General features: G+C 69.6%; 16 protein-coding genes and 1 riboswitch. Of the genes, 2 read left to right on the top strand and 14 right to left on the bottom strand.

Annotated elements, in window-relative coordinates; translation table 11 throughout:
* Positions 1-74 precede the first annotated feature (74 nt).
* From dapC to ABZ477_RS00610, 11 genes are all read right to left on the bottom strand, one after another.
* Positions 75-1,181 (bottom strand): succinyldiaminopimelate transaminase, encoded by a 1,107-nt coding sequence (dapC, locus tag ABZ477_RS00660; protein WP_360126302.1) that lies wholly within the window; start codon positions 1,179-1,181, stop codon positions 75-77.
* A gap of 2 nt (positions 1,182-1,183) precedes the next feature.
* Complete coding sequence (gene fdxA, locus ABZ477_RS00655) at positions 1,184-1,504, bottom strand: ferredoxin (RefSeq protein ID WP_360126299.1); 321 nt, start codon at positions 1,502-1,504, stop codon at positions 1,184-1,186.
* A gap of 10 nt (positions 1,505-1,514) precedes the next feature.
* Positions 1,515-1,904: a histidinol dehydrogenase gene (locus ABZ477_RS00650; RefSeq protein WP_360126296.1), complete on the bottom strand. Its 390-nt coding sequence runs from the start codon at positions 1,902-1,904 to the stop codon at positions 1,515-1,517.
* Between the two features lie 26 nt (positions 1,905-1,930).
* Entirely contained in the window at positions 1,931-2,245 is a 315-nt protein-coding gene (locus ABZ477_RS00645; protein ID WP_360126293.1) for an AzlD domain-containing protein, read from the bottom strand.
* Positions 2,242-3,003 carry an AzlC family ABC transporter permease gene (locus ABZ477_RS00640; protein ID WP_360126290.1) on the bottom strand — a complete coding sequence of 254 codons (762 nt, stop codon included), beginning with the start codon at positions 3,001-3,003 and terminating at the stop codon, positions 2,242-2,244. The genes ABZ477_RS00645 and ABZ477_RS00640 overlap by 4 nt, the downstream gene beginning before the upstream one ends.
* A gap of 172 nt (positions 3,004-3,175) precedes the next feature.
* Complete coding sequence (gene typA, locus ABZ477_RS00635; RefSeq protein ID WP_360126287.1) at positions 3,176-5,089, bottom strand: translational GTPase TypA; 1,914 nt, start codon at positions 5,087-5,089, stop codon at positions 3,176-3,178.
* A 135-nt stretch (positions 5,090-5,224) separates the two neighbouring features.
* Positions 5,225-5,791 carry a PH domain-containing protein gene (locus ABZ477_RS00630; protein ID WP_360126284.1) on the bottom strand — a complete coding sequence of 189 codons (567 nt, stop codon included), beginning with the start codon at positions 5,789-5,791 and terminating at the stop codon, positions 5,225-5,227.
* A 53-nt stretch (positions 5,792-5,844) separates the two neighbouring features.
* Positions 5,845-7,515 (bottom strand): ABC transporter ATP-binding protein, encoded by a 1,671-nt coding sequence (locus ABZ477_RS00625; protein WP_360126281.1) that lies wholly within the window; start codon positions 7,513-7,515, stop codon positions 5,845-5,847.
* Positions 7,512-8,459, bottom strand: a complete 948-nt coding sequence (locus tag ABZ477_RS00620) for an ABC transporter permease (protein WP_360126278.1) — start codon at positions 8,457-8,459, stop codon at positions 7,512-7,514. The genes ABZ477_RS00625 and ABZ477_RS00620 overlap by 4 nt, the downstream gene beginning before the upstream one ends.
* Positions 8,449-9,378 carry an ABC transporter permease gene (locus tag ABZ477_RS00615; protein ID WP_360126275.1) on the bottom strand — a complete coding sequence of 310 codons (930 nt, stop codon included), beginning with the start codon at positions 9,376-9,378 and terminating at the stop codon, positions 8,449-8,451. Before ABZ477_RS00615 ends, ABZ477_RS00620 begins: the two co-directional genes overlap by 11 nt.
* Positions 9,379-9,544: 166 nt before the next feature.
* Positions 9,545-11,164, bottom strand: a complete 1,620-nt coding sequence (locus tag ABZ477_RS00610; RefSeq protein ID WP_360126272.1) for an ABC transporter substrate-binding protein — start codon at positions 11,162-11,164, stop codon at positions 9,545-9,547.
* Positions 11,165-11,417: 253 nt separating this feature from the next.
* Between ABZ477_RS00610 and ABZ477_RS00605 the strand changes: the two genes are divergently transcribed.
* A complete protein-coding gene (locus tag ABZ477_RS00605) occupies positions 11,418-12,149 on the top strand; it encodes a CPBP family intramembrane glutamic endopeptidase (protein ID WP_360126269.1) in 732 nt (243 codons plus the stop codon).
* Between the two features lie 347 nt (positions 12,150-12,496).
* On the top strand, positions 12,497-13,354 hold the full coding sequence (locus ABZ477_RS00600) for a hypothetical protein (RefSeq protein WP_360126266.1): 858 nt from the start codon (positions 12,497-12,499) through the stop codon (positions 13,352-13,354).
* A 69-nt stretch (positions 13,355-13,423) separates the two neighbouring features.
* On the opposite strand, the gene gcvP is transcribed toward ABZ477_RS00600, so the two are convergent.
* From gcvP to gcvT, 3 genes are read right to left on the bottom strand one after another with little or no spacing between them, the layout of a single operon-like run.
* Positions 13,424-16,303 (bottom strand): aminomethyl-transferring glycine dehydrogenase, encoded by a 2,880-nt coding sequence (gene gcvP / locus ABZ477_RS00595; protein WP_360126263.1) that lies wholly within the window; start codon positions 16,301-16,303, stop codon positions 13,424-13,426.
* Positions 16,303-16,683 carry a glycine cleavage system protein GcvH gene (gene gcvH, locus ABZ477_RS00590; RefSeq protein ID WP_360126260.1) on the bottom strand — a complete coding sequence of 127 codons (381 nt, stop codon included), beginning with the start codon at positions 16,681-16,683 and terminating at the stop codon, positions 16,303-16,305. Before gcvH ends, gcvP begins: the two co-directional genes overlap by 1 nt.
* A complete protein-coding gene (gene gcvT, locus ABZ477_RS00585; RefSeq protein ID WP_360126258.1) occupies positions 16,680-17,783 on the bottom strand; it encodes a glycine cleavage system aminomethyltransferase GcvT in 1,104 nt (367 codons plus the stop codon). The genes gcvH and gcvT overlap by 4 nt, the downstream gene beginning before the upstream one ends.
* Before the next feature lie 153 nt (positions 17,784-17,936).
* A riboswitch (glycine riboswitch) is annotated at positions 17,937-18,031 on the bottom strand.
* Positions 18,032-18,058 lie beyond the last annotated feature (27 nt).

Genomic DNA, 18,058 nt, shown 5'->3' with positions numbered 1-18,058 from the left:
CGGCCTATCGCTGACACAGCCAAAGCATCCCGGCATTCGATAGAGGAATGCTACGGATGCGTCGTACTGATGCGTCAGCGGCCGTCAAGACGCCGCGCGGCCTCGGCGACGCGCTCGTCGGTCGCCGTGAGCGAGAACCGCACGTGCTCGGGGAAGTGGGTGCCGTAGAAGTGTCCCGGTCCCGCGAGGATGCCGAGGTCGGCGAGCCGCCCGAGGCTCTCCCACGCATCCCGGCCCTCTGTGGCCCACAGGTACAGCCCGGCCTCGCTGCGGTCGATGCGGAAGCCCGCGGCCTCCACGGCCGGCCTCAGGATGTCGCGCCGCGCGCGGTAGCGCTCCTTCTGCGCGGCCACATGCGCGTCGTCGGCGAGGGCGGCCGTCATGGCGGCCTGGACGGGTGCCGGGAGCATGAGCCCGAGGTGCTTGCGAGGCGTCAGCAGCCGAGCGACGAGCGCCGGGTCTCCGGCCAGGAAGGCCGCGCGGTAGCCGGCGAGGTTCGACTGCTTGCTGAGGGAGTACACCGAGAGGACGCCGGTCTGATCCGTGCCGACGACGCGCGGATCGAGCGCCGACGGAACGGGCTCGACGTCCCACGGCGCGTCCCAGCCGAGCTCGGCGTAGCACTCGTCGGAGGCGAGCACGGCGCCGAGTTCCCGCGCGCGGGCGACGGCGGTGCGGAGGGACGCGGCATCCCACACCCGTCCGTCGGGGTTGCCGGGCGAATTGATCCAGACGAGGCGCGTCTGCGCGGGCCACTCCCCCGGATCGTCGGACGCGAGCGGCGTCGCGCCGATGAGGCGCGCGCCCACCTCGTAGGTCGGATACGCGGCGCGCGGGTGCACGACCACGTCCCCGGGTCCGAGCCCGAGGAGCAGGGGCAGCAGCGCGACGAGCTCCTTCGAGCCGATCGTGGGAAGCACCTGGTCGGGCGTCAGGCCCGGAACGCCGCGCCGCCGCGCGTACCAGTCGACGACCGCTTCGCGCAGCGCGGGCGTGCCGACGGTCTGGGGGTACGCGTGGGCGTCGGTCGCCTGCGCGATGGCGTCGGCGATGACGGCGGGGGTCGCGTCGACCGGCGAGCCGATCGAGAGGTCGACGAGTCCGTCGGGATGCGCCTTGGCGCGCGCGGCATAGGGTGCGACGGCGTCCCAGGGGTAGTCGGCGAGGTCGGCGACCCCCACGATCAGTGGTCCTGGGGCGGGAGCGCGGCGATGATCGGGTGGTCCTTGTGGATCACGCCGACCTTGGCCGCGCCGCCGGGCGAGCCGATGTCGTCGAAGAACTCGACGTTGGCCTTGTAGTAGTCCTGCCACTCGTCGGGCAGGTCGTCCTCGTAGTAGATCGCCTCGACGGGGCACACCGGCTCGCACGCCCCGCAGTCCACGCACTCGTCCGGGTGGATGTACAGCGATCGGTCACCCTCGTAGATGCAGTCCACCGGGCACTCGTCGATGCACGCGCGGTCCTTGACATCCACACACGGAAGGGCGATCACATATGTCACGCGAGTCAGTCTAGTTCTCTCGCCGGAAGCTCGAGACGTCGGGCCATGCGACGACGAGCGCGACCATGAGCGGAACCGCGATCGTCCAGATGATGCCCGGGTCGAACTGTCCCTCCGGCGCCTGCGGCACGATGACCGACCCTCCGGGGCCCCGACCCGAGAACACCAGGGTCGCGGCGACCATGCCGAGTCCCGTCGCGAGGGCCGCCCACCGGTCGGAGGTGAGGAGCCGGACGGCGAGGAGCAGGGCGCCGCTGCCGACGATCGCGAGGATGAGGCCGAGCGGGAACCCGCCGAGCGCGTACGTGTGGGCGATCGTGCCGGCGAGGCCGTAGACGGCACCCACGGCGAAAGCCACGACCCACGTGGCGATCCGGGCGAGAAGGGTCGTCGAGCGCACCCGAAGACTCTACCCGGGACCGCCTGTCAGGCCGCCCAGCCCCAAAGTCGCAGGAGCGCCGCCACGATTGCCGCCGCGGCGACCACGACGAGGAACGGCGCGCGCAGCGCGAGCAGCCCCGCGGCCACGAGAACGGCGGGAACGCGCGCGTCGACGACGATCGCCTGGCCCGCGCCGAGCGACTGCACGGCGACGAGGGCGCCGAGGAGCGCGACCGTGAGGAGGTCGGCGATCCGTGCGGGCCGCGGCGCCTCGAGCACCTTCGGCGGCACGAGGTAGCCGACGGTCTTCAGCGCGACGCAGACGATGGAGGCCACGAGCACGGCATTCCAGAGGGTCACGGCAGCCCCTCCCGCTCAGCGACGTCGAGGGGTTCGGAGGGCGGCGCCTCGTCCTCGCCCAGCCAGTTGAACCATCCGACGACGATCGCGACGACGGCGGCGATCAGGACGGGCAGCCCGGGCATGAGCACAGGGGTCAGCGCCGTCGCGACGACGGCCGCCGCGGCTCCCACCGCGATCGCCTGGCGGCGGCGCAGGCGCGGCCACAGCAGCGCGAGGAAGGCCGCGGCGGCCGCGGCATCCAGCCCGTAGGCCTTGGGGTCGCCCAGGACGTCCCCGAGGAGGGCGCCGGCGAGGGTCGAGATGTTCCAGCCGACGTAGATCGCCAGTCCCGTGACCCAGAACCCGACGAGCCGCGCGTGCCGCGTCGTCTGGGCGAGCGACACGGCCGTCGACTCGTCGATCGTGAACTGCGCGGCGGCCGCGCGCTTCCAGAAGCCCGAGCCGATGACCGGCGACATCCGCATGCCGTAGGCGGCGTTGCGCACGCCGAGCAGGCCCGCCGAGGCGATCGCGGCGGGCGCCGCGGCGAGGCCGCCCGCGCCGATGACCCCGACGAACGCGAACTGCGATCCGCCCGTGAACATGACGAGGCTCAGGACGCACGTCTGCCAGACGTCCAGCCCGGCCGCGACGGCCAGCGCTCCGAACGAGATGCCGTAGGCGCTCGTCGCCAGCGCGACGCCGAGCCCCTGCCGACCTGCGCGCCGCGCCTCTCCGGCGGCGTGCGCGTCGTCGAAGCGGGGCGAGAGGCTCACCCGCTCGAGCCTACCGAGACGCGTGCGGACAGCATCCGTGCCGCCCTGCCATCAGTGGCCCGATGACTGCCAGGGCGCCGAAGCGCGGCCGCGTGCGACCGGGAATGCGCGAATGACGGCGGGATGCTGGATCCCGCCGTCATTCGTGCGTCTTCGGCGTCGTGCGCCGAGGTTACGCGTTGGCGTCCTGGCGCTTGAGGCGCGAGGCGGCGCGGCCGCGCTCGGTCGCGTCGAGGATCACCTTGCGGATGCGCACCTTGTCGGGCGTCACCTCGACGCATTCGTCGTCGCGGGCGAACTCCAGGCTCTCCTCGAGGGAGAGCTGGCGCGGCGGGGTCAGGCGCTCGAGCTCGTCAGCGGTCGACGAGCGCATGTTGGTGAGCTTCTTCTCCTTGGTGATGTTGACGTCCATGTCGTCGGCGCGGGTGTTCTCGCCCACGACCATGCCCTCGTAGACCTCTTCCGTGGGCTGCACGAAGAAGCTCATGCGCTCCTGGAGCGCCATCATGGCGAACGGCGTCGCGACGCCCGCGCGGTCGGCGACGATGGAGCCGTTCTGGCGCGCGACGATGTGGCCGGCCCAGTCGTCGTAGCCGTGCGAGATGGCGTTCGCGATGCCGGTGCCGCGCGTGGTGGACAGGAACTCGGTGCGGAAGCCGATCAGACCGCGCGACGGGACGATGAACTCCATGCGCACCCAGCCGGTGCCGTGGTTCACCATCGTGTCCATGCGGCCCTTGCGGCCGGCCATGAGCTGCGTGATGGCGCCGAGGTACTCCTCGGGGGCGTCGATCGTGAGGTGCTCGAAGGGCTCCTGCACCTGGCCGTTCTCGCCCTTGCGCGTGACGACCTGCGGCTTGCCGACCGTGAGCTCGAAGCCCTCGCGGCGCATGTTCTCGACGAGGATCGCGAGGGCGAGCTCGCCGCGGCCCTGGACCTCCCACGCGTCGGGGCGGCCGATGTCGACGACCTTGAGCGAGACGTTGCCGACGAGCTCGCGGTCCAGCCGGTCCTTGACCATGCGGGCCGTGAGCTTGTGGCCCTTGACCTTGCCGACGAGCGGCGACGTGTTGGTGCCGATCGTCATCGAGATCGCCGGGTCGTCGACGTGGATGGCCGGCAGCGGGCGCACGTCTTCGGGGTCGGCGATCGTCTCGCCGATCGTGATCTCCTCGATGCCGGCGATGGCGACGATGTCGCCGGGACCGGCGGACTCCGCCGGGTAGCGCTCGAGGGCGCGGGTCTTCAGGAGCTCCGTGATGCGGGCGTTGGAGTGCGAGCCGTCGTGGCGCACCCACGCGACCGTCTGGCCCTTCTTGAGCGTGCCGTTGAAGACGCGAAGCAGCGCGAGGCGGCCGAGGAACGGGCTCGAGTCGAGGTTCGTGACCCACGCCTGCAGCGGCGCCTCGTCGTCGTAGGTCGGCGCCGGGACGTGCTCGAGGATCGCGGCGAAGAGCGGCTCGAGGTCGTCGTTGTCGGGCAGGTCGCCGTTGGCGGGACGGTTGCGGGATGCTGCTCCCGCACGACCGCTCGCATACACGACGGGCACGTCCAAGAGCGCGTCGACGTCGAGGTCGGGGACGTCCTCGTGGAGGTCGGACGCGAGGCCGAGCAGCAGGTCGTGGCTCTCCTCCTCGACCTCGGCGATGCGCGCATCGGGACGGTCGGTCTTGTTGACGAGGAGGATGACGGGGAGCTTGGCCTCGAGCGCCTTGCGCAGGACGAAGCGGGTCTGCGGGAGCGGGCCCTCACTCGCGTCGACGAGCAGCACGACGCCGTCGACCATCGACAGCCCGCGCTCGACCTCGCCGCCGAAGTCCGCGTGGCCCGGGGTGTCGATGACGTTGATCGTGACGGGCTGGTCGGTGTGTTCGCCGTTGTACGTGATCGCCGTGTTCTTGGCGAGGATCGTGATGCCCTTCTCACGCTCGAGGTCGTTCGAGTCCATCGCGCGCTCTTCGACGTGTGCGTGCTCGCCGAACGAGCCCGTCTGACGGAGCATGGCGTCGACGAGGGTGGTCTTGCCGTGGTCGACGTGCGCGACGATCGCGACGTTGCGGAGATCCGGCCGGAGGGCGTGCGCCATGAGGGTGGTCCTTGCGAAAGAGGGGAAGAAGACATCGGGTCCCGAGCAGATCGAGAGAACCGGCCCCTCCAGCCTATCGCAGGCGGCCGAAAGACCCCCGAGAGCAGGGCTCGGCGGGTGGTGGTCGTCCGGCGGTCAGCCCGCGGCGAACACCGCCCAGAGGCACCACGCCACGAGGACCCCGAACGCGATGAGCGCGCGGAAGTCCCATGTATGGCGGACCACCTCGCTCGAGGGCCGGTCGCGACCCGCTTCCCAGCGGTCCTGCACGGCCTCGAAGTCGAGGGATGCCGGCATCTCGGCTCCGCGGCCGCCCGACGCGCGCCGCGCCGCGCGGGCGCGCGCGGCGCCACCCACGATTCCGCCGAAGCACGCGATGACTCCGCCGTCGTCGAGGCGGAACTCCAGCTGCCACTTCAGATCGATCGAGGTCACGTGAGGCCACGGCATCCGGTGCACTCGCAGGAGGTTCTGCACGGTCGCGCCGTCATCGTCGATCGCGACGTACGACGCCGCGAAGATGACGTACGTCGCCCACACCGCGAGCAGGACCCACGGCGCGATGAGGACGAGGTCGAGCCAGCCGGAGCGCAGGACGACGTCCACGAGCAGCGCGATGCCGAGGAGCGCCGCGGCGATGACGGCGATCATGCTCGACGTCGTGCGGAAGACGCGTCTCGAGGACGGCTGAGGTCCGGTCATGGCGGGTGTTCCGTGCGGGACGCCGGCGCGAGCGCCGGCGTCCCAGACGGATGTCAGGCGCCTCGGCCCAGCGGGATCGACGCACCCGGGATGGCGGCCAGCAGTCGCTCGGTGTACGCCTCGGACGGGTTCGCGAAGATCTCGTCGACAGTTCCCTGCTCGACGATCTTGCCCTGCTGCATGACGCAGACCATGTCGGACACGACGCGCACGACGGCGAGGTCGTGGGTGATGAACAGGTACGTCAGCCCGAGCTCCTCCTGCAGGCTCGCGAGCAGCTGCAGGACCTGGTCCTGCACGAGCACGTCGAGAGCCGAGACGGCCTCGTCGAGCACGACGATGTCGGGCTTGAGCGCGAGGGCGCGGGCGATGGCGACGCGCTGACGCTGGCCGCCCGACAGCTCGTTCGGGTACCGCGTGATGAGTGCTTCGGGCAGCGACACCTGGTCGAGCAGCTCCTTGACCCGTGCGGTCCGCGACTTCGCGTCGCCGATGCGGTGGATCTCGAGCGGCTCGGCGATCGTGTTGCCGATGTTGCGCTGCGGGTCCAGCGAGCCGTACGGGTCCTGGAAGACCGGCTGCATGCGGCGGCGGAGCGCGAACTGCTCCTTGCGCTTGGCGCCGGCCACGTCCTTGCCGTCGATCTCGACGGTTCCCGATGTCGGCGGCTCGAGCATCAGGAGCATCTTCGCGACGGTCGACTTGCCCGAGCCCGACTCGCCCACGAGCGCGAGCGTCTTGCCCTTCGGGATGTCGAACGACACCGCGTCGACGGCCGTGAAGGGAACGCTGCGGAAGCCGCCCTGCCGGATCGAGTAGACCTTCGTGAGGTCGCTCACCCGCACGACGGGCGGGACGTCCGCAAGGTCCTCGGTCGTCTCGATGCCGCGGCGCTCGACGCTCGCCTGGATCCGCTTGGACGCCAGGCTGGGCGCCGCCGAGACGAGCCGCTGCGTATACGGGTGCTGCGGGTTCTCGAGGATGGCGCGGCTCGGGCCGGCCTCGACGATGTCGCCGTTCTGCATCACGACGATCTTCTCGGCGCGCTCGGCGGCCAGGCCCAAGTCGTGCGTGATGAGCAGCACCGAGGTGCCCTTCTCGCGAGTCAGCTTGGCCATGTGGTCGAGGATGACGCGCTGCACCGTGACGTCGAGCGCGGAGGTCGGCTCATCGGCGATCAGGAGCTTCGGGTCGGCCGCGAGGCCGATGCCGATGAGCGCGCGCTGGCGCATGCCGCCCGAGAACTGGTGCGGGTACTGGTGCATGCGACGCTCTGCGTCGGCGAGACCTGCCTGCTTGAGCACCTCGATGGCGCGGGCGTCGACCTCCTTCTTGCTGAAGGCGATGCCGTTGGCGCGGATCGCCTCCTTCACCTGGAAGCCGATGCTCCACACCGGGTTGAGGTTCGACATCGGGTCCTGCGGGACGTAGCCGATCTCCCGACCGCGCACACGCTCCATCTGAGACTTCGAGAGCTCGGTGAGCTCGCGGCCGTCCAGCTGGATGCTTCCCGCGGTCACGTGGCCCGTGCCGGGGAGGAGGTTCACGATGGCCGACGCCGTCGTGGACTTGCCCGAGCCGGACTCCCCCACGATCGCGAGCGTCTCGCCCGGCATGACGTCGAAGCTCACGCCGTGCAGCACCTCGTGACTGCCGTGCTGCGTGTCGAAGGCGACGCGCAGGTCGCGGATGCTGAGCAGGGGGGTCTGCAGGGTGTCGCTCATCGGCGCGCCCTCGCTCTCGGGTCGAGGGCGTCGCGGATGAGCTCGCCCAGGATGATGAACGCGAGCACCGTGACGGTGAGCGCGATCGACGGGTAGATGAGCGCCATCGGAGCCACGCGCAGCGACTGCTGCGCCTGGCTGATGTCGTTGCCCCAAGACATCGTGTTGCTGCCGAGGCCCACGCCGAGGAAGGCGAGCGTGGCCTCCGCGACGATCGCCCCGGCGAGGCTCAGCGTCGAGATGACCAGCAGCGGCGCGATCGAGTTGGGCACGACGTGCGACAGCAGGGTGCCGAACTTCGAGCGCCCGAGAGCGCGCGACGACGTCACGAAGTCGGCCTGCCGCACGCGGAGCACTTCGGCGCGCACGACGCGCGCCGTCGATGCCCACGCGAAGCCGCCGATCGCGAAGGCGAGCGTCACGACGTTGCGGTACTCGGCGAACACCGTCATGACGACGACGGCCGCGAGGATGTAGGGGATCGAGAAGAAGATGTCGCCGATGCGCGAGAGCACCGAGTCGAGCGCCCCGCCGTAGAAGCCGGCGAACGCACCCATGATGAGGCCGAGCGTCGAGCCGATGACCATCGCGATGAGGCCCACCGCGAGCGACGTGCGCGACCCCCAGACGATGCGCGACCAGATGTCGCAGCCCTGGAACGTGAAGCCGAGCGGATGCCCGGCCTCGGGGCCGGCGTTCGAATTCGCAAGCTGGCAGTTGCTGTTGGGCGGCACCTGCGTGAACAGGGTCGGCCACACGGCCATGAGCACCACGATGAACACCACGAGCAGGGCGAGCCAGAACGTCGGGCGCTTGCGGAGATCGCGCCAGGCGTCGCTCCACATGCTCGTCGGCTTGGCCTTGACCTTGACGACGTCGACGCCGAGGATTTCTTCCTTGACCGGCGCGACGTAATGCGTCACGGGAGTCGAGTCACTTGACATAGCGGATCCTTGGGTCGAGCAGGCCGTAGAAGAGATCGACGACCAGGTTGACGAGGACGTAGATGATGACGAACACCGTCACGAACGAGACGATCGTCGGGCCCTCGTGGCGGAGCGTCGCCTGGAAGAGGGTGTTGCCCACGCCGGGGATGTTGAAGATGGCCTCGGTCACCGTGGCACCGACGAGGAGGACGCCGAAGTTCGTAGCCGAGTTCGTGATGACCGGGATGAGCGAGTTGCGCAGCACGTGGGTCGGGATGACGCGACGTCGCGAGAGTCCCTTGCTGTAGGCAGTGCGCACCCAGTCCATGTTGAGCGTGTCGATCACGGAGCCGCGCATGAGCCGCATGCTCGTCGCGTAGAGGCTCACGCCGAGCACTATCGCCGGGAGCCAGAGGTCCCCCCAGTCGTTCTGCGCGCCGACCGTCGGCCGGAACCAGCCGAGCTGGATCGCCAGGAAGTACTGGGCCAGGAAGCAGAGCACGAAGATGGGCATCGCGACGAAGATCAGCGAGATGATCAGGGACACGTTGTCGAAGACGCCGCCCTTTCGCAGCGCCGAGATCGTGCCGATGATGATCGACAGGATGAACTCGATCGCGATCGCCATGATGGCGAGACGGCCGGTGACGGGAAGCGTCCGGGCGAGGACGTCATTGACCGACTGACCCGAGAAGGTCACGCCCATGTTCCCTTGGAAGATTCCGACGATGTAGTAGAAGTACTGGACGATGAAGGGCTGGTCCAGGTGGTACTGGGCCTGCAGCGAGGCCAGCAGCGCGGGGTTGGGCGTCTTGTCGCCGAACAGCGCGAGGATCGGGTCGCCGGGCATGGCGAACACGAGGAAGTAGATGAGCATGGTGGACCCGAAGAACACGGGGATCACCTGCACAAGGCGTCTGAGGATGTAAGCGAACATCCACGCTCCTTTTGGCTATCGGATGCCCCGCGAACGCGCTCGTGGGCGGCAAGGGCATCCTCTCATGGCAAAGCGCCGCACGTATCGTGGGCGCTTCGCAAGGACGGCATGCCGCGAGGCGGTGACGTGATCGTCACCGCCTCGCGGGTGAGATCCTCCTCGGGCGTCAGCCCTTGGTGATCTCGTAGTACAGCGGAACCGAGTTCCAGCCGAACTCGACGTTCTCGACGGTGTCGGCGTAGCCGCCCGTCACGTTCGAGTACCAGAGCGGGATGACCGGCAGGTCCACCAGGAGGATCTCCTGCGCGGCCTGGAAGTCCGCGTTCGCCTCCTCGGGGTCGGTCGCCGAGATGCCCGCGGCGATCGTGTCATCGAACTCGGCGTTCGAGTAGTCGCCGTCGTTCGAGCCGGCGCCGGTCGCGTACAGCGGGCCGAGGAAGTTGTACAGGCCGGGGTAGTCGGCCTGCCAACCGGTGCGGAACGCCGTCTCGATCGTGCGGTCGGTGACGTCCGTGCGCAGCGACGCGAAGTCGACGTACGGGGCGCCCGAGGCGTCGATGCCGAGCGTGTTCTTGATCGAGTTCGTCACCGCGTCGACCCACGCCTGGTGGCCGCCGTCGGAGTTGTACGCGATCTGGAACGAGCCGTCCCACGGCGAGATGGCGTCGGCCTGGGCCCACAGCTCCTTGGCCTGCTCGGCGTCGTAGCCGAGGACCTCAGCGCCCGTGAGCGAGTCCGACCAGCCCGCGATGACCGGCGACGTGAAGTCGCTCGCCGGCGTGCGGGTGCCCTGGAAGATCGTCTCGGTGATCTCGGGCCGGTTGATCGCCATCGAGATGGCCGCGCGACGCAGCTGGCCCTCTTCACCCGAGAAGTGCGCGAGGCGCTCCGGGATCGTGAACGACTGGAAGACAGCGGCCGGCTGGTTCACCGCGCGGTCGCCCAGGTCGGACTCGAACGTGGCGAGCGCGGACGTGGGGATGGCGTCGATGACGTCGACGTTGCCCGCGAGCAGGTCGGCGTACTCAGCGTCCTGCGACGCGTAGAACACGAAGGTCAGGCCGCCGTTCTGCGCCTGGCGGTCACCCTGGTAGTCGTCGTTCTTGACGAGGTCGATCTGGACGTCGTGCTGCCACGCGTCCTCGGCGGCCAGCTTGTACGGGCCGTTGCCGATCGGGCTCTCACCGAAGGCTTCCATGTCCTCGAACGCGGCGTCCGGGAGCGGGTAGAAGGCCGAGTAGCCGAGGCGCAGAGCGAAGTCCGAGGCCGGCTTGTTCAGCGCGATCGTGAACGTGTAGTCGTCCACCTGCTCGAGGCCCGTGAGCTCCGAGTCCTCGTCCCAGCTGAAGCCCTCGATGTCCTCGAAGAAGTAGCTCGAGAGCTGGGCGTTCGACAGGAGCGCGCCGTAGTTCCACGCCTTGATGAAGTTGTCTGCAGTGACCTCTTCACCGTCGGTGAACTTCTGACCCTCCTTGATCTTCACCGTGAGGTGCTGGGGGTCGTCGGTCGTGATCGACTCCGCCATGTCGTTGACGGGGTTGCCCTCGGCGTCGTAGTAGATCAGACCCGCGAAGATCGAGTCGAGGATCTTTCCGCCGCCGACCTCGTTGGTGTTGGTCGGGATGAGCGGGTTCTGGGGCTCGGAGCCGTTGGCCATGATGATCGCGGTGCTCTCGCCCGACGTCTCCGACGGCGTTGCGGAGCCGCCACCCGAGCAGCCGGCGAGCGCGAGCGTACCCGCACCTACCAGCGCGAGGCCCGCAAGGGCCACCTTGTTGCGCTTCACTTGTCCTCCTGTGCAAGGGATCGATGCTCTCGCCAACCATCGGATCGATGAGTTGGCGAGTCAGAAAACGATAAGCCGGATTAACCCAATGCTCCACCTGGCTTCCACAACCGTTACATACCCTTTACTCAAATCGCCCTGGATGTGGCAATCTGACGCAGTGGACAGCCCTCCGACCGCAGATGGCGTATCTTCAGCCCTGGACCGTCCGAGCCGCCTGAGACTGCGCTGGGAGATTGCCCTGGTTCTGGCCGTGAGCGTGGGCCAGTCCGCCGTCTATTCGGTCCTGTCGCTCGTCCGACGGCTGCTCGCGCCGGTCCCCCTCGGCGACCAGGAGGCGCAGGTCAACCCCTCGCGCGACGTCGCCGCGTTCTGGGACATCACGTACCAGCTCCTGTCCGTCTTCTTCGCGCTCGCCCTCGTCGGACTCGTCGTCTACCTGCTCTGGGAGCCCGGCGGCAACGCGTTCCGCCGCATCGGGCTCGACTTCACGAGGTTCGGCGGCGACCTGGGGCGCGGCATCCTGCTCGCCGCCGTCATCGGGCTGCCGGGACTCGCCCTCTACGTCATCGGCCGCGCGATGGGCATCACGGTCGCGGTCGTGGCTTCGCCGCTGGATGCCGCGTGGTGGTCGATCCCCCTGCTCGTGCTGTCGGCGATCCGCGCGGGGCTGACGGAAGAGGTCATCTTCGTCGCGTACCTCTTCGACCGCCTGCGCCGCCTCGGCTGGACCTGGTGGGCGATCATCCTCTCGACCGCCGCGCTGCGCGGCGCGTATCACGCGTATCAGGGCATCGGCGCGATCGTCGGCAACTTCGTGATGGGCGTCGTCTTCGGCTGGTGCTACAAGCGCTGGGGACGCATCATGCCGCTCGTCATCGCGCACACGCTGCTGGACGTCGTGGCCTTCGTCGGGTATCCGCTCGCCGCGGCCCTGTGGCCCGGGGTCTTCGGCCCGCCGCCCTCCCCCACCCCCACGCTCTGACCCGCCCCGACCCAGCAGCCGTCCGTTGCCCGTGAGACTGCATGGGGGCACCGAGACTGCGGCAGTCGCATGCGGTCTCGGCGCCCGGATGCTGTCTCGCGGACGATGAGGTGAGGATCGCGTTCTCCACAGGCGGGTGGGAGGGCACGTTGTGCGGAGAAACGAGGACGGAGAGGATGCGCGGGTCGAAAGGCACGCAGGATCCGAGCATGACTCACATCCGAGAGAAGGTTGACGTCGTCCCAAGCCCTGTCGCACTCTTCCGGCGTGCGGACACGCCACACGCCGATCGAGCCCTGCGAGCGAAGGAGCTCATCGTCGTCGGCCGCGGAGTCTATGCGGATGCAGTGGCTTGGAGTGCGCTGCGGCCGTGGGAGCGTTACCTCGCGAAGGTGCATGCCACCGCACTGCGCTACCCCGAAGCGAGATTCGTGCTCGAGTCGGCCGCCGCGTTGCGGGGGCTGCCCGTGATCGGCGAACCCGCGGACGTGCACGTCGTGGACGAGCCGCTCGCCACATCGCGGGCAGTCTCGGGCGTTCGCGTCCACACGGCGCAGGCTCTTCCGGACATCCGTGAAGTCGGCGGACTTCTCGTTGCAGCACCCGAAGAGATCGCTGTCGACATGGCGCGGCTCCGGCACCATGCGATCGGACTCGCTGTCGCCGGCATGGTCATGCGACAGCATCCCGAAATCGATCCGGCCGCCTTGCGCGAACTCAACAGGATCCGGCGGAGCAGCCGTGGCCGTCGGCACGCTCGCTGGGTGATCGAACGAGCTACCGGAGAGGCGGAGTCCACGCTGGAACTCGTCAGCCTCGCCGCCATCGAGTGGCTGGGATTCCCCGAACCCGAGCTGCAGAAGTGGATCCTCGGACCGGATGCCGGTCGCGACGATCGCCTGGATTTCTGGTGGGAGGCGACGCGAACCGGCGGTGAAGCCGACGGGGACTCGAAGTACGACGGTCAGGATGCCGCGGCGATGCTCCGAACCCGTCGGGATCGGGATGCGCGACTCCTCGACCGCGGCGTCTCCGCGACCGCCCACTGGGGTTGGACCGATGTTTCACGCGTCACGCCCCTGCGGGCCGCGCTCTTGGCCGCCGGTCTCAAGCCGGAGCGCCCCGAGGACACCGCCGAGCTCCGCTCGCTCACCCGTGTCCTCAGGTCCACCTCGAATCCGACGGGCACCGCGAGACTGCAGTAGAGCACCGAGACGGCAGCTGTGGGATGCAGTCTCGGTGCCCCGTTGCAGTCTCGCGAGACAGAGTGGGGGTTACGCGAAGGTCTCGATCGGGGGGCAGGCGCACACGAGGTTGCGGTCTCCGTACGCCTGGTCGATGCGACGCACGGGAGGCCAGTACTTCGTGCGGACCAAGGTGGGGACCGGGAACACCGCCGTCTCGCGGGAGTACGGGTGCGTCCACTCCCCCGACACCACGGTCTCGGCCGTGTGCGGGGCGTTGACGAGGGGGTTGTCGTCGGCCGGCCATTCGCCCGCGGCGACAGCATCCGCCTCGGCCCTGATCGCGATCATCGCGTCGATGAAGCGCTCGATCTCGGTGAGGTCCTCGGACTCCGTCGGCTCGACCATGAGCGTCCCCGCGACGGGGAACGACATCGTCGGGGCGTGGAAGCCGTAGTCGATGAGACGCTTGGCCACATCGTCGACCGTGACGCCGGTCGCGTCCCGCAGCGGACGGAGGTCGAGGATGCACTCGTGCGCGACGAGACCGCCCTCCCCCGCGTACAGCACGGGGTAGTGGTCCTTGAGCCGGACCGCGATGTAGTTCGCGGCGAGCACGGCGGCCGCCGTCGCGTCGCGCAGGCCGTCCGAGCCCATCATGCGCAGGTACGCCCACGAGATGGGCAGGATGCCGGCCGAGCCGTGCGGCGCGGCGGAGACGGGCCCGCCCTGGAAGACGCCGCCCGCGTGGTCCTTCCGCTGCGAGAACGGGTGCCCGGGGAGGAAGGGCGCGAGATGCGCCTTCGCCGCGACGGGTCCGACGCCCGGACCCCCGCCGCCGTGCGGGATGGCGAACGTCTTGTGGAGGTTGAGGTGCGAGACGTCTCCCCCGAGGTCGCCGAAGCGGGCGAACCCGAGGAGCGCGTTGAGGTTCGCACCGTCGACGTAGACCTGCCCGCCCGCGTCGTGCACCGCCTGCGTGATCTCGACGACGTCGTGCTCGTACACGCCGTGCGTCGAGGGATACGTGATCATGAGAGCCGCGAGCGAGGCCGCATGCGTCTCGATCTTGGCGCGCAGGTCGTCGAGGTCGACGTTGCCGGCCTCGTCGCACGCGACGACCACGACCTTCATCCCCGCGAGGACGGCGGAGGCGGCGTTCGTGCCGTGCGCCGACGACGGGATGAGGCACACGGTGCGCTCGAGCTCGCCGTTCGCGTGGTGGTAGCCGCGGATCGCGAGCAGCCCAGCGAGCTCGCCCTGCGAGCCGGCGTTGGGCTGCAGCGACACGGCGTCGTACCCGGTCACCTCGGCGAGCCACACCTCGAGCTGCTCGATCATCGCGAGGTAGCCGCGCACGTCGGCCTCGGGCGCGAAGGGGTGCACGCGGGAGAACTCGGGCCACGACACGGCCGCCATCTCGGTCGCCGCGTTGAGCTTCATGGTGCACGAGCCGAGCGGGATCATGCCGCGGTCGAGCGCATAGTCGCGGTCGGCGAGCTGCTTGAGGTAGCGCATCATCGCCGTCTCGGACCGGTGCGAGTTGAAGACGGGGTGCGTCAGGAACTCCTCGTCGCCGCGGTGAAGGCGGGACGGGATGCCGGCCACCGGCGTCGCGGCCGCGTACGGCAGATCCCGCACGTCGTGCTCATCGGCCGTCGGCAGTCCGAACGCCCAGGCGACGGCCGCGAGGTCGTCGGCCGTCGTCGTCTCGTCGACCGAGACGCCGACCGTCGCGTCGTCCACCCAGTGCAGCTGGTAGCCCTTCGACCGCGCGCGCTCGACGACGCGGCCCGCAGGCCCGGGGGTCACGACGCGGATCGTGTCGAAGAACGAGTCCGACACGAGGTGCAGGTCATAGTCGCGCAGGCGTTGCGCGAGCGCCTCGGCCTTCTGGGCGGCCTCGGTCGCGATCGCCCGGAGCCCCGACGGGCCGTGATAGACCGCGTACATCGAGGCCATGACGGCCAGCAACACCTGCGCCGTGCAGATGTTGGAGGTCGCCTTCTCACGTCGGATGTGCTGCTCCCGTGTCTGCAGCGACAGGCGGTAGGCGGGCTTGCCCGCGGCATCCACCGACACGCCGACGAGGCGGCCCGGCAGCTGGCGCTCGAGCCCCGACCGCACCGCCATGTAGCCCGCGTGCGGACCGCCGAAGCCCAGCGGCACGCCGAACCGCTGCGTCGTGCCGACGGCGATGTCGGCGCCGAGCGAGCCCGGCGAGCGCAGCACGGTGAGGGCGAGGAGGTCGGCGGCTGCGACCACGAGCCCGCCGGACACGTGCGCCGCGTCGATGACGCCGCTCGGGTCCCACACACGACCTGAAGCCCCCGGATACTGCACGAGCACGCCGAAGAGATCCTCGGGCAGCGTCTCGCCGCGGGCGAGATCGAGCTCCACGAGGTCGATGCCGACCGCGTCGGCGCGCGCGTGCAGCAGGGCACGCGTCTGCGGCATGACGTCGGCGTCGACGACGAAGACGTTGGACGCCGACTTGGAGGCGCGGCGGGCGACCAGCATCCCCTCGACCACCGCCGTCGACTCGTCGAGCATCGACGCGTTCGCGGTCGTCAGGCCCGTGAGGTCCGTCACCATCGTCTGGAAGTTGATGAGCGCCTCGAGGCGGCCCTGGGAGATCTCGGGCTGGTAAGGCGTGTAGGCCGTGTACCAGGACGGGTTCTCCAGGACGTTGCGCGCGATGACCGACGGCGTCACGGTGTCGTAGTAGCCGAGGCCGATCATGGGACGAGCCGTGCGGTTCTGCGACGCGAGCACGCGCAGTTCGGCGAGCGCCTCAGTCTCTGTCGCGGCCGGCGGGATGTCGGTCGTCTCGCGCGGCGAGAGGTGGATGGATGCCGGCACCGCCGTCTTGACGAGGGCGTCGACCGTGTCGAAGCCGAGCGCGTCGAGCATGATGCGCTGGGCCGCGGCATCCGTTCCGATGTGACGCTCTTGGAAGGAGCCCGCCATCACGCGCCCTCGGTGAGCGCGACGTACGCCGCGCGGTCGAGGAGGCCCTCGAGGGCGGACTCGTCGGCGCGGAGCTTGACGAGCCAGCCCTCCCCGAACGGGTCGGAGTTGACGAGCGACGGGTCGTCGACGACGGCGTCATTGATCTCGACGACCTCGCCCGTGAGCGGCGCGTAGAGCTCGCCGACCGACTTCGTGGACTCGATCTCGCCCACGACGGTGTTGCCGGTCACGTTCGTGCCGACGCCGGGGAGCTCGACGAAGACGACGTCGCCGAGCTTGTCAGCGGCGTAGTCGGTGATGCCCACGACGAGCACGTCGCCGTCGACGGCGACCCACTCGTGCTCGGCGGTGTACTTCAGGCTGTCGAGATCGGTCATTTGGTCCTCCTGTAGAAGGGAAGGGCGGTCACGGTCGCGGGGATGCGGGTGCCGCGGACGTCGATGGTCAGTTCGGTTCCGGGTGCGCTCGCGTCGGGCGAGACGAGTGCCATGGCGATGGGATGCCCGAGCGTCGGGCTCAGCGCGCCGCTCGTGATCTCGCCGACCTGGGTGTCGCCGTCGAAGACGGCGTAGCCCGCACGGCCGGCGCGCTTGCCGTCCGCGACGAGGCCGACGAGGACCGGCGCGTCCGGGCCGGGCGTCACGCCGTCCTTGCCGACGAAGTCGTCCTTGTCGGCGGCCACGACGCGGCCGAGGCCCGCCTGCGCGGGACGGATGTCGAGCGACAGCTCGTGCCCGTAGAGCGGCATCCCGGCCTCGAGGCGGAGCGTGTCGCGTGCGGCCAGGCCCGCCGGGACGAGGTCGTGCGACTCGCCGGCCGCGAAGAGCGCGTCCCACAGCGCACCGGCGTCGGCGCTGCGGATGTACAGCTCGAAGCCGTCCTCACCCGTGTAGCCCGTGCGGGCGATGAGCAGCGGGGCGCCCTGGAACGAGGCATCCGTCGCCGCGTAGTACGGAAGGTCGGCCAGCGGGCGGCCGATCTCGGCGATCGCCTCGACATCGGCCAGGATCGCGAGCGCCGCGGGTCCCTGGACGGCGATGAGCGCGTACTCGTCGGTCGCGTCGGTCACCGTGGCGTCCTGCCCGGCGACGCGTTCCGCGAAGGCGGCTGCCACCGGCTCGCGGTTGCCCGCGTTCGCCACGACGAAGAACCGCTCGTCGGCGAGGCGGTACACGATGAGGTCGTCGACGATCCCGCCGTCGGGCGCGAGCAGGAGGCTGTACTTCGCCTTCCAGATCGGAAGCGTCGAGAGCCGTCCCGCCAGGGCGTAGTCGAGGAAGGCGCCTGCGCCGGGTCCCTCGACCAGGAACTCCGCCATGTGCGAGATGTCGAAGAGGCCCGCTGCCGTCCGGACGGCGTGATGCTCGGCCAGGTCGGAGGTGTAGCGCACCGGCATCGACCATCCGCCGAAGTCGGTGAAGGATGCGCCGAGGGCCTCGTGGCGATCTCGCAACGGGGTATGGCGGGGGTCTGACATGAGTTCTCCCGGTCGTGGACGGGCGGATGCCGGGATCGGCATCCGAGGAACTCCCCCTCTGTCATTGGCCTGAGAGTTTCGCCGTCCCGGAATGGGCGGCTTTCACCTTCGGCACGATCGGGCGTTTCGCTCGAGATCGTTTTCCAGAGCGGCCGGACGTCTGCGGTACGCGGACCTGAGAGATTGGCGGGGAGGCTTGCTCCTTCGGTGCCCGGCTCGAATGGCCGAGGCTCTCCCGCACACGTCATGCGGCCTGTCTTCAGTTGCGCTGACAG

It is taken from the genome of Microbacterium sp. NPDC019599 (assembly GCF_040632175.1).
Taxonomy (GTDB): domain Bacteria; phylum Actinomycetota; class Actinomycetes; order Actinomycetales; family Microbacteriaceae; genus Microbacterium.
This window is presented reverse-complemented; position numbering and strand designations above follow the sequence as displayed.